We start from the raw sequence: 12,746 nt of genomic DNA, 5'->3' as shown, positions 1-12,746 counted from the left end.
ACCTTTCCTGCCCACCGTCGACATCATCATAAGGGGATGAGTTTTGCCTGTGTACAGCCGCGCCGGCCTTTCGCGGACCGTAACACTCGTTGTCGCGCTGTCGCTGACGGCGGTCTCGACGAGTGCCGCGGCGCGGGAATTTCGCGCCGCCGGTACAACGGGCGAAGACCTCAAGCGCAGCAATGTCGCTGTAGCCCTGACCGGGACCTGCGTGTCGGCCACCATGTTGACCGATACCGCCCCCGTTTCGCACCATAGAACATCTGCAAGAGCCGCCATGGCTCGAATCGACGCAAAAAATGCCGCGCGATGTCATGATGGCGCGGCTGATCGAACGAATTCGCAAGGTGGAGTGAATTAGCCTTGGCATTGCCGCGGCAAGACGAACGCATGGAACGGCCGGCGGGTCTCGCCGCGCGCGGCCGTGCCCGGGTCGTCGGGCTGGTCCGCGCGGTGCCGATCCGCTGGCGCATCCTGTCGATCGCCGCGCTGAATTCGGCCGTGGTCGTTGTACTTGCCGGCATGATCTGGAACGGCGCCCAGGTGCTCGGTTCGGCCTGGGACGACGTGCGGCAGGTCCGCGAATCCGACAAGATCCTGGCGCTGCTGGAAAGCGAAACCAGCCGGCTGCAGAACCTGATCCATCGCTACATCACTCAGCCGAGCCCGGAACTGTTCGCGGAGATCCTGCTCTTGCGCGAGGCGGTGCTGGGCACGCTGACCACGCGCGCGTCGACCGACCCGATGCTGTCGGGGTCGGTCGCTGAACTCGAGCGCGTCACCGATAAATTCCTCAACGGCTTCGGCGAGCTGCGCGCGGTCCAGGCCACGATTACCAAGACCTATCAGGACCAGGTGCTGGCTCCCGCCAAGGACATGGCCGGACTGTATTCGATCATCGAAGGCGCCACCGGGCGCCGCGAGGCCCTGATCTGGCCGTCGCTGGGCAAATCCCGCGAGGCGTTCACCGCGATGCTGGTCGCCGCCAACGCCTATTATCTGTCGCTGGCAACGGCGTCCGCCGAGGACGCCCGCAGGAATACCGAGACCATCGAAAAAACCATCCCGGAGATGTCCGAACTGGCCGAAAACGACCTGCAGCGCATGGCGCTGCAGCGGCTGCAGGCCAGGACATCCGCGCTACGCGAGGGCTTTGCCAAGCTGTCGGAGCAACTGGCGAGCCGGACCGAGCTCTTGCGCAACACCATCGACGCCAGCCAGGCCGAAGCGATCGGCGCGATCGACAATCTGTCGGTCAAGATGCGCCAGCGCGAGCAGAAGGCGCAGGCCACTTTCGACCGCACGCTGACCAGCATTTCCCGCAAGGTGCTGTCGATCGCCGTGATCTTTCTCGGCATCATCCTGACCGCCGGCGTCATCATCGCGCTCTCGATCCGGCTGCCGCTGCAGCAGATCATGGCGTCGATGCACGCCATCACGACCGGCGATTACGACCGGCGCGTGCAGGGCACCAATGCCAAGGACGAGGTCGGCGCGATGGCGCGCGCGGTCGAGGTGTTTCGCGAAAACGCCATCGCCAAGCGCGAGACCGAGGACGAACTGCGCACCTCGAAGGAAAAGGCCGAGGGCGCCCTGCTCGAACTCAACGCCGCCCAGCAGAACCTGATCGACGCCGAACGGCTGGCGGCGCTCGGCGGCCTGGTCGCCGGCGTCGCCCATGAGGTCAATAATCCGATCGGCATCAGCCTGACGGTGGCGTCCAGTTTCGCGCGCCGCGCCGAAATGTTCGAGGCCGAGCTGAAGTCCGAGGGGCAGCTGCGCAAGTCGCAACTGGAGGAATTCGTCCGCTCGTCCCGCGACGCCGCCGGGCAGCTGGTGGCGAACCTGCATCGCGCCGGCGAACTGATCCAGTCCTTCAAGCAGGTCGCGGTGGACCGCTCGCATGCCGAACGCCGCCAGTTCAGCCTGTCGGAGGCGACCGACCAGATCATCGCGAGCCTGCGGCCGGTACTGAAGCGTTCTCCGATCACGCTGTCGGTCGACGTGCCCGAAGGCCTGGTGATCGACGGCTATCCGGGCTCGTACGGCCAGATTCTGACCAATCTGTTCCTCAATGCGGCCAATCACGCCTTTGCCGACGGCCGAAGCGGCGCCATCTCGATTTCGGCGCGGCCGCGCGGCAGTGACGATGTCGAAATCATTTTCGCCGATAACGGGGCCGGAATGACGCCGGACGTGCAGCGGCAGGCGTTCGACCCGTTCTTTACCACCCGGCGCAACGAGGGCGGCACCGGATTGGGCCTGCATATCGTTTATAATCTGGTTACCCAGCAGCTCGGAGGCCGGATGATGCTGGATTCAAGACTGGGACAAGGCACCACATTTCGCATTATTATGCCGCGGGCCGCCAAGGGCGGTTCCGCGACCACAGAACAAGCAAGCGACGGGATTCCGCAATGGCCGAACAGGACGATGTCCTCCACCTGATCGACGATTCCGGAACCGCTCCGGTAGCCTCGACCGCGCGCAAATGGAAAGTCGCCGTCATCGACGACGATCAGGCCGTGCATGAAGGCACGCGGTTTGCGCTGAGCGACTACAATCTCAACGGCCAGACCCTGGAGATCCTGTCGGCCTATTCGGCGGCCGAGGGCCGCAAGCTGATGCAGGCGCACCCCGATATCGCCGCCGTGCTGCTCGACGTCATCATGGAAACCGACGCCGCCGGCCTCGACCTCGTCGAATATATCCGCAACGAGATCAAGAACGAGACCGTCCGCATCATCCTGCGCACCGGGCAGCCCGGCCAGGCGCCGGAGCGGCGCGTCATCGTCCAGTACGACATCAACGACTACAAGGCGAAGACCGAGCTGACCGCCGACAAGCTGTTCACCTCGCTGACCGCGGCCTTGCGCAGCTATCAGCAGCTCGAGCGCATGGTGCAAACCAGGCGCGGGCTGGAAATCATCATCGATGCCGCCTCCACGCTGTACGACTTCAAGTCGATGCAGCGGCTCGCCGAGGGCGTGCTGACCCAGCTCGCCTCGCTGCTCAATGTCGATTGCGCCGGCATCCTGGTGCTGCGCGACGACGGCAGCAGCGCCGGCAACGACTTCTCGGTGCTCGCGGGCTCCGGCTGCTACAGCCGCTTCATCGGCACCACCGGATCGAAATCGCTCGATCCGGACCTGCGGCAGATGGTGGAAGCGGCCTTCCACCGCCGCAAGAACGAATTTGCCGACCACCGCAGCGTGCTCTATCTGCGCACCGGCAGCGGCCGCGAGGTCGTGGTGCTGCTGCAGGCGGAACGCCCGCTGTCGGAGACCGACCGCGCGCTGGTCGAGATTTTCTCCAGCCGGCTGTCGATCGCCTTCGACAACGTGATCCTCTACCAGCAGCTGCACGAGGCCAACACCCAGCTTGAGGACCGCGTCGCCCAGCGCACCCGCGCGCTGATGCAGGCCAACCGCCGGCTGTCGTCGCAATGGATGCGGCTGCAGCGCGCCAACGGCTTCAAGAACGAAATTCTCGGCACCGTCGCCCACGACCTGAAGAATCCGCTGGGCGTCATCCTCGGCCGCACCGAAATGCTGACCGAACTGATCGGCGCCGGCTCCTCGAAGGAGAGCATCACCGCCCAGGTCGAACACATCCGCGACGCCACCAAGCGCCTGACCTCGATGGTCGACCACCTGATTTCGGACGCGATGGCCGATGCCTTCGACATCTCGATCCGGCGCGAACCGGTCGATATCGCCGCTTTGGTCAGCGAGGTCGCCGACGCCAACCAGCCGCTGGCGGTCAACAAGCAGCAGACCATCTCCGTGTCGGCGCCGCCGAATATCGTCACGATGTGCGATACCGACCGGATGCGCGAGGCGATCGACAATCTGGTCAGCAACGCCATCAAATACTCACCAATCGGCGGCAGGATCACGGTCGTGGTCACCCATGAGCAGGACAGCACCATCATCCGCATCGCCGACGAGGGCGCGGGTCTCTCGCCGGAAGATCTCGGCCGGCTGTTCGGCCGTTTCCAGCGGCTGTCGGCCAAACCCACCGCCGGCGAAAGCTCGACCGGCCTCGGCCTGTCCATCGTCAAGCGCATCATCGACATGCATGGCGGCGAGGTGACCGCCGACAGCGCCGGGCCCGGACGGGGGTCGACCTTCACCGTCATACTGCCTGCGACTGAAATGTCATGAGCCAGACCCAGCAACACATCATCATCGTCGACGACGAAGCGCCGGCCCGCGAGATGGTCGGCGAATACCTCAAGATGCACGGCTTCGGCGTCACGCTGTGCGACGGCGGCAAGACGCTGCGCGAGGCGATCGAGGTCTCGGTGCCGGATCTCGTGGTGCTCGATCTCAACATGCCCGAGGAAGACGGACTTTCCATCATCCGCGACCTCAAGGGCCGCACCAATGTCCCGGTCATCATGCTGACCGCGACCGCGAGCCCGATCGACCGCGTCGTGGGGCTGGAGCTCGGCGCCGACGACTACATCGCCAAACCCTGCGAGCTGCGTGAATTGATGGCGCGGATCCGCTCGGTGCTGCGGCGCTCCGCGCCGGCCAGGGCGCCGGCTGCAGCACCCGAGGCCACCAGCGCCAAGGCGAAGGACCAGCTGGTGCGGTTCGGCACCAAATGGCTCGATCTCGAGGCGCAGGCGCTGCGCGACGACGAGGGCAACGAGCATCCGCTGACCGCTTCCGAATTCGGCCTGTTGAAGGTGTTCGCGGCCAATCCAAAGCGGGTGCTGTCGCGCGAGCGGCTGCTGGAGCTGGCCAACGCGCGCGATGCCGAGGCGTTCGACCGCGCGGTGGACCTGCGCATCATGCGAATCCGCAGAAAGATCGAGATCGACCCGACCAAGCCGGCGGTGATCCGCACCATCCGCGGCGGCGGCTATTTGTTTTCGCCGGTCGGCGAGAAGGCGTAATGCCGCGTAGTTAGCGACTCCCTCGCCCCGCTCTTGCGGGGAGAGGGTTGGGGTGAGGGGCTCTTTCTTTCAACGAGCACCGACGGCGCGGTGAGTCCCCCTCACCCGGTTTCGCGCTTAGCGCGAAACCGACCTCTCCCCGCAAGCGGGGCGAGGTAAGGAAGGGACTGCCGCTCCAGTTCGCGCAACACGACGCCCTGTGTTTATGGGTCCCGGCGCGGAGGCCGGGACGACAGCTGCGTGATATCGGCTATCGCGCCCCGCAAGAGCCTCCATACGCACCAGAACGCGAATCGTTCCCCACCCCCAACCTGCGATGCCCCTCGCGGCCAACTTTGTGAAATCGTTCACATTTCCCCCTCGAATGTTTCGTCGCTGACCGCGCGACGAAACAATTCTTTTGCGCATGAAACCATTTTCCCGTTGGCGTGCAGACGTCCCGAAACCGGGGTTAACTATCACTCCGCTCCAACGAAACGCCGCCAATGGCGAATACCAGGAGCGTGTCATGCAGAACGTCGTAGCCATCAACGCCGCAGCCCGCCAAGGCATCATTGCCGCCCAGGCGACCTCGGATGAAATGCTGCTGCAGAGCATCTCCGATGGCGGCCGGACCGCGATGCATATCCTCTACTCCCGACACAACGTCCGGGTTTACCGCTTCATCCTGCGCATCGTGCGGGACACCACCATGGCCGAAGACCTCGTCAGCCAGGTTTTCCTCGACGTGTGGCGCACCGCCGCCCAGTTCGAGGGCCGTTCGCAGGTCTCCACCTGGCTGTTGTCGATCGCCCGCTTCAAGGCGCTGACCGCGCTGCGCCAGCGCCGCCACGAGGACATCGACCAGGAAGACGTGCTCGAAATCGCCGACCAGGCCGACACCCCGGAAGCCTCGCTGGACCGCAGCAATACCTCGGCGATCCTGCGGGCCTGCGTCGCCAAGCTGTCGCCGGCGCATCGGGAGATCATCAACCTCGTCTACTACCATGAGAAGTCGGTGGAAGAGGCCGGCGCCATCATCGGCATTCCCCAGAGCACGGTGAAGACCCGGATGTTCTATGCCCGCAAACAGCTTGCAGACTTGCTTAAGGGCGCCGGCGTCGACAGCCTCGCGGCATAAAATCGAGTTATTTCAACTGGTTGACAGGGCGCCAAGGGTGGAAAACGGACGTTTTGGCGGCGAAAGAGATTACTTCCGACGAAACAATTGAAACAATCCACGACATCACCCGGAAAAACTCAGCCCCTATACCCATCATCACCAACGCAACGCCAACGCCGAACAGGAGAACGAACATGCTGAAGCCTTCCTTCCGCTTCTTCATTATCCCGCTCGGCGCGGTCTGCACCCTGGCCTCGCTGTCCGCCCAGAACACTGCCCCCCGCGCCCAGCGCGACACCGGAACGACGTTCGTCCGCGAGCAGGTGGTCGATTGCAGCAACAAGAATCCCTCGGAGGTCTGCGTGATCTCCTACGACAGCGAGACCACCCGCTGAATTCAGGTTTCTAGCCTACCAAGTCTTCTAACCTTCCAAGTCTTTAACCTTCCAAGTGACCTCCAACGACCCGGATGGGATGCCCCCCTCCGGGTCGCTCTGTTTTTGGGGGGCGCTGACGGCGCCGGGATCGAGTACGCCGATTTTCTCACAAACACGTGACGCTGCCGGTGCGCCCCCGACGTAACGCCTTGGCCCGGCATCCCGAAGAACCATGACAACCCCCGTACGGTCGCAAGGCCAATGGCGGGATCGTTCATGGGATCCCATTTCGATGCTCAACCTCGTTCTCGCCCTGCTCGCCGGAATCGTCACCATCGCGGCGCCCTGCACGCTGCCGATGCTGCCGATCCTGCTCGGCGCTTCGGTCGGCCAGACCGGCAAGGTACGCCCGGCGATGATCGCGGCAGGCTTTGTCCTGTCGTTTTCCGCCACCGCGCTGGCGCTGAGCGCGATCACCCGCATTTTCGACTTCGATCCCAACAGCCTGCGTACCGCCGCGACCGTGCTGCTGCTCGGCTTCGGGCTGTTGATGGTCTGGCCCGCGCCGTTCGAATGGCTGTCGGTCCGGCTCAACGGGCTGATCGGGTCAGGTCCGGCCGGCAACGCCGCGGCGAGCCAAGGCAATCGCGAAGGCAATCTCGGCGGTTTCGTGCTGGGCACCACGCTCGGCCTGGTCTGGACGCCCTGCGCCGGTCCGGTGCTGGGCTCGATCCTGACCGTGATCGCGACTTCCACCGACACCGCATGGGCTGGTGTCCTGCTGGTGGTCTACGCCGTCGGCGCCGCGATCCCGATGCTGGCGATCGCCTATGGCGGCCAGGCCGTTACCACCCGCGTCCGCAGCGTCGCGGCAATCTCGCCAAAATTGCAGCAGGGGTTCGGCGCCGTCGTGATCGCCTTCGCAGTCGCCTCCTGGTTTCAATACGACACGCTGATCGTGGCGTGGCTGACCGGATTTTATCCGAGCGGCCAGCTCGGTCTCTAACCCAAAGATCCACCCCGAATGGAGTTTTCCATGACAAAACGTTTCCTCGCAGCCACCGCTTCCGTGTTTGCCCTTGGCCTGATCGGCGCCGCCAGTCTCGGCATTGCCGGCGATGCCGCGCGCGATACCACCGCTCCCTTCGCAGTCGCAGCGGTGCAGGGTGCCGCCCCCGACTTCACCGGCATCGGCAAATGGTTCAATTCCGCACCGCTCAAGGTCGCCGACCTGCGCGGCAAGGTGGTGCTGGTCAATTTCTGGACCTATGGCTGCGTCAACTGCATCAACGCGCTGCCGCACGTGGTCGCGCTCAATGAGAAATACAAAGACCGCGGCCTCGTCGTGGTCGGCGTCCACACCCCGGAATTCCCGTTCGAGCGATCGGCCGCCAACGTGCAGAGCGCGCTGAAGCGGCACGGCATCACCTATCCGGTGGCGCAGGACAATGATTCGAAGACCTGGAACGCCTGGCGCAACCAGTATTGGCCGGCGCAGTACATCATCGACCAGAACGGCAAGATCGTGTTCCAGCACGCCGGCGAAGGCCAGTACGAGCAGATCGACCGCACCGTCGCGCGGCTGCTGAATGCGAACAGCTGAGCGAGCCTGCAGAACGCGGCGCCATACAAGGGCGCCGCGCGGGAACCTGCCATTCGGTCCTTCACGATATCCCTCGCGCGCATTGCGTGGTATTCGAAACGCACGATCCAACCTTGACGGATGGTGCCGATGTTCGAGGGCTGGGATGCTGTAGTACTGGCGCGGGCGCAGTTCGCCTTCACGATGTCGTTTCACATCGTGTTCCCCGCCTTCTCGATCGGGCTGGCCAGCTATCTCGCGGTGCTGGAGGCGCTCTGGCTGTGGACCGGGCGCGAGGTCTTCATCAACCTGTTCAATTACTGGCTGAAGATTTTTGCCGTCGCGTTCGGCATGGGCGTGGTCTCGGGCATCGTGATGTCCTACCAGTTCGGCACCAACTGGTCGGCGTTTTCTGACAAGACCGGCCCGGTGATCGGCCCCCTGATGGCCTACGAGGTGCTGACCGCCTTCTTCCTCGAGGCGGGGTTTCTCGGCGTCATGCTGTTCGGCCTGGAGCGGGTCGGCCACCGCCTGCATTTCCTCGCCACCCTGATGGTCGCCGTCGGCACCCTGATCTCGGCGTTCTGGATCCTGTCGGCCAATTCCTGGATGCAGACGCCGGCCGGCTACGCCATCAATGCCGACGGCCAGTTCATCGCCGCCGACTGGTTCAAGGTGATTTTCAATCCGTCATTTCCCTATCGCCTGGTGCACATGGTGCTGGCCGCGTATCTGACCACCGCGCTGGTGGTCGGCGCGGTCGGCGCGTTTCATTTGCTGCGCGACCCGCATCTGGCGGGACCTCGCGTCATGTTTTCGATGGCAATGTGGATGGCCACGCTGGTGGCGCCGATCCAGATTTTTGCCGGTGACCAGCACGGCCTCAACACGCTGGAACACCAGCCGGTGAAGATCATGGCGATGGAAGGCCATTTCGATAGCCACCCGCACGGCGCGCCGCTGATCCTGTTCGGTTGGCCGGACCAGGCCGCCGGCAAGGTGAAATACGCGATCGAAGTCCCGAAACTCGGTTCGCTGGTCCTGAAACATTCGCTGGACGCGCCGATGGCCGGCCTCGACACCGTGCCGCGCGAAAACTGGCCGCCGGTGGCCATCACCTTCTGGTCGTTCCGGATCATGGTCGGCATGGGCTTGTTGATGCTGGGGCTCGGCCTCTTCAGCCTATGGGCGCGCTGGCGCGGCACGCTCTATCATTCGCGGTTGATGCTCACCTTCGCATTGATGATGGCGCCGTCCGGCTTTATCGCCGTACTGGCGGGCTGGATCACCACCGAGACCGGGCGTCAGCCGTTCACGGTGTACGGGCTGTTGCGAACGGTTGATTCCGCCTCGCCGCTGGCCGCGCCCGCGGTGGCCTCGTCGCTGATCGCCTTCATCATCGTCTATTTCGCGGTGTTCGGCGCCGGCGTGGTCTACATGCTCCGAATGATGGCGGCGCCACCGCATCACGGCGAACAGGGACCGAAGGGCGACACGCCGGCGCGCGCCGCCGGCATCACGCCGGCCGCAGGCGCCACGCGGGGGGCCGCGTCATGACCGCCGCGATCGACATCGCCACCGTCTGGGCGTTCATCATCGCCTTCGCCGTCTTCGTCTATATTGTCATGGACGGGTTCGACCTCGGCCTCGGCATTCTGTTTCCGCTGTTTCCCAAAAAATCCGATCGCGACGTCATCATGAACAGCGTCGCACCGGTGTGGGACGGCAACGAAACCTGGCTGGTGCTCGGCGGCGGCGGCCTGATGGCGGCGTTTCCGCTGGCCTATGCGGTGCTGATGCCGGCGCTGTACACGCCGATGATTGCGATGCTGATCGGCCTGGTGTTTCGCGGCGTCGCCTTCGAATTTCGCTGGCGGACCACGCCGGGCGGCCGCAATCGCTGGGATATCCCGTTCTTCGCCGGATCGCTGCTGGCGGCGCTGGCGCAGGGCGTAGCCCTCGGCGCCATCCTGCAGGGCGTCCATGTCGAGGCGCGGCATTATGCCGGCGGCTGGTGGGACTGGCTGACGCCGTTCAGCATCCTGACCGGCATCGCGGTGGTGATCGGCTACGCGCTATTGGGCGCGACCTGGCTGGTCATGAAGACCGAGGGCCCACTGCGCGACAAGGCCTATCATCTCAGCTGGTTTCTGTTGTTCGCGATGATCGGCGCCATCGGCGCGGTCAGCATCGCCACGCCGTTCCTGCACATCCAGTATACCCAGCGCTGGTTTTCCTGGCCGGGCATCATCCTGACGGCGCCGGTGCCGATCGCGGTCGCTGTTGTCACCGCGCTGCTGCTGCGCAGCCTCGCCAGGAAACGGGATTATCAGCCGTTCTTCCTGACGCTGACGTTGTTCGCGCTGTCCTATGCCGGGCTCGGCATCAGCATGTGGCCCTATATCGTGCCGCAGAGCATCACCATCTGGCAGGCGGCTTCGCCGGAGAACAGCCAGATCTTCATGCTGTTCGGCGTCGCCGTGCTGATACCCTTGATTCTCGGCTACACCGGCTGGGCCTATTATGTCTTCCGCGGCAAGGTAAAGGCCGGGAGCGGCTATCATTGAACCCGCCAGAGCCAAATCCGCGGCCGCTGACGCGGCGCCTGCTGTGGTTCGCGGCGCTCTGGCTCGGCGGGGTCGGCGCCGTCACTCTCCTGTCCTACGGACTGCGGCTGTGGATTGCTCCGAAATAAGGGGTTTCGGCCGGGCCTCGGCCCGAGACAAACCCAAAAACATCGAAAACAACCCCATGCACAGTAACCAAGCGGTTGGTGACACTGAGGTTTTCCCCGCGGAAAATCTCGATCCCCCAAGCATATGGGGTGTGCCTGCCCCAAACTTGCCATCAAGTTGCCACTGAGATTTGATGGTTCCATGATTTGGCGAAGGCGCCACCGGGAGAACTCCGAATGACCAAATTTCGCCACCTGATCTGGACGATCGCCGCGACAGCCGGACTGATGTTTTCAGCCTCGCAGAGTTTTGCGCAAAAGCCCGATGTCGGCGACCAGCCCGGCCTGATTGCCGATGACAGCGTGGAACTTGATCCGCAGTTCAGGAAGACAGCGGTGCTGTACCGCACCTCCGAGCCGCCGGGCACCATCATCATTTCAACCAAGGATCGCCATCTCTTTCTGGTCCAGGGCGGCGGCCGCGCGCTGCGCTATGGCATCGGCGTCGGCCGCGATGGATTCCAGTGGCAGGGCCTGGTCAACATCACGCGCAAGGCGGAGTGGCCGGACTGGACGCCGCCGCCGGAGATGATCCAGCGCCAGCCCTATCTGCCGCGCTTCATGGCCGGCGGACCCGGCAATCCGCTCGGGGCGCGTGCGATGTATCTCGGCACCACGGTCTACCGCATCCACGGCACCAACCGGCCGGATACGATCGGCACCGCGGTTTCGTCCGGCTGCTTCCGGCTGGTCAACGCCGACGTCGCCGACCTCTATGAGCGCGTCCCGGTCGGCACCAAGGTCATCATTCGACAGAAGCCGGAACTGTAATTCGAGCGGCTCATTTCCGCGGCCGTCCCATTTTCCTGACATTGGTGAGAGAAAAAATGTTTCGCACATTTCGAGGCGGCCTGCTGATTGGATTGGCGGTCGCAATCGCGATCGCGGCCGCGGCCATTACCTACGAACGCTACGACACCAAGACCCTGAAACGCACGGAAAGGCGCGGCGAAGTGCTGTGCGGCGTCAATGCCAGCCTCCCCGGCTTCTCGATGCCGGACGACAAGGGCAACTGGGCCGGCTTCGACGTCGACTTCTGCCGGGCGGTGGCCGCCGCCATCTTCAACGATCCGAAAAAGATAAAATTCGTTCCGCTCGACGCCAATGAGCGCTTCAAGGAGCTGCAGAGCCGCAAGGTGGATATCCTGTCACGCAATTCGACCTGGAGCATGTCGCGCGAGACCAACTTCGCCCTCTATTTCCCGGCCGTCGCGTATTATGACGGCGGCGGCTTCATGCTGCCGGCGGCACGCAAGATCGACTCCGGCCTGGAACTCGACGGCAGCAAGGTCTGCGTGCAGGGCGGAACCACGACGCAGCTCAACCTCGCCGACTATTTCCGCACCAACAACATGAAATACACGGAAGTAAAGTTCGATAAATTCGACGACGTCTTCAAGGCCTACAGCTCCGGCCAGTGCGACACCTTCACCGCCGACATTTCCCAGCTCTACGCGCTGCGGCTGAACCTCGCAAAGCCAGGCGACCACGTCATCCTGCCGGACGTCATCTCCAAGGAGCCGCTGGCGCCGGTGGTGCGGCAGCGCGACGACGACTGGATGATGATCGTGAAATGGACGCTGTATGCGATGATCAATGCCGAGGAACTCGGCATCACCTCCAAGAACATCGATGAGGCGCTGAAGTCGAAGAAGCCCGACGTGATGCGGCTGGTCGGCACCGAAGGCGCCTACGGCGAAGATCTCGGACTGCCCAAGGACTGGGCCGCGCGTATCATCCGCCATGTCGGCAATTACGGCGAGATCTACGATCGCAATGTCGGCGAGGATTCGAAACTCAAGATTCCGCGCGGACTGAACCAGCTTTGGAACGCGGGCGGAATTCAGTACGCGCCACCGATCCGGTAGATTTGCGGGACGGAGCCACCGGCGGCGCCATCCCCCAAGCTCGTCATCGCCCGCGAAAGCGGGCGACCCAGTATTCCAGAGACGTCAGTAATAGGGCCGAGACGCCGCGGCGTACTGGGTCGCCCGGTCAAGCCGGGCGATGACAGTTGTGGGGATGCGAAACCGTCTCAACGTCAT

General features: G+C 63.9%; 13 protein-coding genes. 12 read left to right on the top strand and 1 reads right to left on the bottom strand.

Annotated features, from left to right (window positions below):
• Positions 1-390: 390 nt before the first annotated feature.
• The 4 genes from Q7T45_RS04475 to Q7T45_RS04460 all read left to right on the top strand — a co-directional run bounded on the left by Q7T45_RS04475 (position 391) and on the right by Q7T45_RS04460 (position 6,026).
• The gene (locus Q7T45_RS04475; protein WP_304868117.1) at positions 391-2,448 is read left to right on the top strand and encodes an ATP-binding protein; all 2,058 of its coding nucleotides are present in this window, start codon (positions 391-393) and stop codon (positions 2,446-2,448) included.
• Positions 2,418-4,166 carry a DUF3369 domain-containing protein gene (locus Q7T45_RS04470; protein ID WP_304868116.1) on the top strand — a complete coding sequence of 583 codons (1,749 nt, stop codon included), beginning with the start codon at positions 2,418-2,420 and terminating at the stop codon, positions 4,164-4,166. Before Q7T45_RS04475 ends, Q7T45_RS04470 begins: the two co-directional genes overlap by 31 nt.
• Positions 4,163-4,906 (top strand): response regulator, encoded by a 744-nt coding sequence (locus tag Q7T45_RS04465; protein ID WP_304868114.1) that lies wholly within the window; start codon positions 4,163-4,165, stop codon positions 4,904-4,906. Before Q7T45_RS04470 ends, Q7T45_RS04465 begins: the two co-directional genes overlap by 4 nt.
• A gap of 508 nt (positions 4,907-5,414) precedes the next feature.
• Positions 5,415-6,026 carry a sigma-70 family RNA polymerase sigma factor gene (locus Q7T45_RS04460; RefSeq protein WP_304739315.1) on the top strand — a complete coding sequence of 204 codons (612 nt, stop codon included), beginning with the start codon at positions 5,415-5,417 and terminating at the stop codon, positions 6,024-6,026.
• A 7-nt stretch (positions 6,027-6,033) separates the two neighbouring features.
• Here Q7T45_RS04460 and Q7T45_RS04455 read toward each other — a convergent pair whose 3' ends face one another.
• Positions 6,034-6,204, bottom strand: coding sequence for a hypothetical protein (locus tag Q7T45_RS04455; RefSeq protein WP_304868111.1), 171 nt, complete (start codon positions 6,202-6,204; stop codon positions 6,034-6,036).
• Here Q7T45_RS04455 and Q7T45_RS04450 point away from each other — a divergent pair.
• The 8 genes from Q7T45_RS04450 (at position 6,203) to Q7T45_RS04415 (ending at position 12,569) form a co-directional block, all read left to right on the top strand.
• The gene (locus Q7T45_RS04450) at positions 6,203-6,403 is read left to right on the top strand and encodes a hypothetical protein (RefSeq protein WP_304868109.1); all 201 of its coding nucleotides are present in this window, start codon (positions 6,203-6,205) and stop codon (positions 6,401-6,403) included. The two genes, Q7T45_RS04455 and Q7T45_RS04450, sit on opposite strands and share 2 nt — an antisense overlap.
• 274 nt (positions 6,404-6,677) lie before the next feature.
• Complete coding sequence (locus Q7T45_RS04445) at positions 6,678-7,391, top strand: cytochrome c biogenesis CcdA family protein (RefSeq protein ID WP_304868107.1); 714 nt, start codon at positions 6,678-6,680, stop codon at positions 7,389-7,391.
• 30 nt (positions 7,392-7,421) lie between these two features.
• On the top strand, positions 7,422-7,988 hold the full coding sequence (locus Q7T45_RS04440) for a thioredoxin family protein (protein WP_304868105.1): 567 nt from the start codon (positions 7,422-7,424) through the stop codon (positions 7,986-7,988).
• 129 nt (positions 7,989-8,117) lie between these two features.
• Positions 8,118-9,524, top strand: a complete 1,407-nt coding sequence (locus Q7T45_RS04435; protein WP_304868103.1) for a cytochrome ubiquinol oxidase subunit I — start codon at positions 8,118-8,120, stop codon at positions 9,522-9,524.
• Positions 9,521-10,534, top strand: a complete 1,014-nt coding sequence (gene cydB, locus Q7T45_RS04430; protein WP_304868101.1) for a cytochrome d ubiquinol oxidase subunit II — start codon at positions 9,521-9,523, stop codon at positions 10,532-10,534. The genes Q7T45_RS04435 and cydB overlap by 4 nt, the downstream gene beginning before the upstream one ends.
• A complete protein-coding gene (locus Q7T45_RS04425) occupies positions 10,531-10,662 on the top strand; it encodes a DUF2474 domain-containing protein (protein WP_304868099.1) in 132 nt (43 codons plus the stop codon). The genes cydB and Q7T45_RS04425 overlap by 4 nt, the downstream gene beginning before the upstream one ends.
• 216 nt (positions 10,663-10,878) lie before the next feature.
• The gene (locus Q7T45_RS04420; RefSeq protein ID WP_304868097.1) at positions 10,879-11,472 is read left to right on the top strand and encodes a L,D-transpeptidase; all 594 of its coding nucleotides are present in this window, start codon (positions 10,879-10,881) and stop codon (positions 11,470-11,472) included.
• Between the two features lie 56 nt (positions 11,473-11,528).
• Positions 11,529-12,569, top strand: coding sequence for an amino acid ABC transporter substrate-binding protein (locus tag Q7T45_RS04415; protein ID WP_304868095.1), 1,041 nt, complete (start codon positions 11,529-11,531; stop codon positions 12,567-12,569).
• Positions 12,570-12,746: the final 177 nt, after the last annotated feature.

Source organism: Bradyrhizobium sp. (genome assembly GCF_030646015.1).
GTDB lineage: Bacteria > Pseudomonadota > Alphaproteobacteria > Rhizobiales > Xanthobacteraceae > Bradyrhizobium.
This window is presented reverse-complemented; position numbering and strand designations above follow the sequence as displayed.

Excerpts from the sequence above, each read along its gene's own strand:
- Q7T45_RS04445 (WP_304868107.1), top strand. The coding sequence starts at position 6,678 with ATGCTCAACCTCGTTCTCGCCCTGCTCGCCGGAATCGTCACCATCGCG.
- Q7T45_RS04460 (WP_304739315.1), top strand. The coding sequence starts at position 5,415 with ATGCAGAACGTCGTAGCCATCAACGCCGCAGCCCGCCAAGGCATCATT.
- Q7T45_RS04435 (WP_304868103.1), top strand. The coding sequence starts at position 8,118 with ATGTTCGAGGGCTGGGATGCTGTAGTACTGGCGCGGGCGCAGTTCGCC.
- Q7T45_RS04415 (WP_304868095.1), top strand. The coding sequence starts at position 11,529 with ATGTTTCGCACATTTCGAGGCGGCCTGCTGATTGGATTGGCGGTCGCA.
- Q7T45_RS04475 (WP_304868117.1), top strand. The coding sequence starts at position 391 with ATGGAACGGCCGGCGGGTCTCGCCGCGCGCGGCCGTGCCCGGGTCGTC.
- cydB (WP_304868101.1), top strand. The coding sequence starts at position 9,521 with ATGACCGCCGCGATCGACATCGCCACCGTCTGGGCGTTCATCATCGCC.
- Q7T45_RS04420 (WP_304868097.1), top strand. The coding sequence starts at position 10,879 with ATGACCAAATTTCGCCACCTGATCTGGACGATCGCCGCGACAGCCGGA.
- Q7T45_RS04455 (WP_304868111.1), bottom strand. The coding sequence starts at position 6,204 with ATGTTCGTTCTCCTGTTCGGCGTTGGCGTTGCGTTGGTGATGATGGGT.
- Q7T45_RS04450 (WP_304868109.1), top strand. The coding sequence starts at position 6,203 with ATGCTGAAGCCTTCCTTCCGCTTCTTCATTATCCCGCTCGGCGCGGTC.
- Q7T45_RS04470 (WP_304868116.1), top strand. The coding sequence starts at position 2,418 with ATGGCCGAACAGGACGATGTCCTCCACCTGATCGACGATTCCGGAACC.
- Q7T45_RS04440 (WP_304868105.1), top strand. The coding sequence starts at position 7,422 with ATGACAAAACGTTTCCTCGCAGCCACCGCTTCCGTGTTTGCCCTTGGC.
- Q7T45_RS04465 (WP_304868114.1), top strand. The coding sequence starts at position 4,163 with ATGAGCCAGACCCAGCAACACATCATCATCGTCGACGACGAAGCGCCG.